This is a genomic window from Streptomyces sp. NPDC059909 (genome assembly GCF_042730885.1).
Classification (GTDB): domain Bacteria; phylum Actinomycetota; class Actinomycetes; order Streptomycetales; family Streptomycetaceae; genus Streptomyces.
In genome coordinates this window covers 1-724 of record NZ_JBHWKX010000191.1, presented here as the reverse complement: position 1 = coordinate 724, position 724 = coordinate 1, and the positions used below count along the sequence as shown (strand labels likewise).

Sequence of the window (724 nt, the reverse complement as noted above, 5' to 3'; positions counted from 1 at the left end):
TCGTGCGAGGCTTGATGTCCCCGGTGTGGTGCCGGGGATTGCCTGGCGGGCCACGGTAGTCGGTCGGGAAGCGGTAGGTTTCATTCCTCCCGGTTCGGCCATCACATTTCAGCCCCCTGCGCGCGAAAAGTGTGCCAGACGCGCTTAGCCCATGGCCCGACCCATCGCAGGTCGTGTGGTGGCGCTGTCAGGGAAGGCCGCTCAACCCAGGTGCGTTTACGGCCAGTTCAGTCGCTTTCCGGCGTCGGCGCGACTGGTGGCAGATACCTTTCCGGGCCATGGGAATGGTTCTCGCTGATCCGGTGATGCTGGAGAAGCTCGCCGCGTCGATGGATCGCACCGCCAAGGAGATCCCCGCGCTGAGGAGGAAAGCGTCCGAACTGGATGTCCTGAGCGAGGTCGGCCACCTGTCGCCGCTGCTGAGCTATCTGAACGAAACGGCCCGTGAACTGCGGAAGAAGGCCGGCATTCTGCGCACACCGTCGGAGTCCCCCTTCGGCGCACTCGCGCAGTACGGGTTACCCGCCGGGTTGGCGCGCAAGCCGGGTGCGGGCAAGGAGTTCGAGGCCGGGCTGAAGAAGGTTCTGGCCAAGTACGAAACGGCCGTGCCGGAGGCGCGAGCACGGGCGGTCAAGGACTACGTGGAAGGTCTCACGCCCGAGCAGCAGGCCGCGTTGGTGGTCGCCGACCCGGCGACGGTCGGCAACCTTGACGGTGCGCCGCC

General features: G+C 66.4%; 1 pseudogene. It reads left to right on the top strand.

Annotated features, from left to right (window positions below):
- Positions 1-305: 305 nt before the first annotated feature.
- Positions 306-724: pseudogene (locus tag ACFV9O_RS40065) on the top strand (hypothetical protein); the annotation flags it as partial.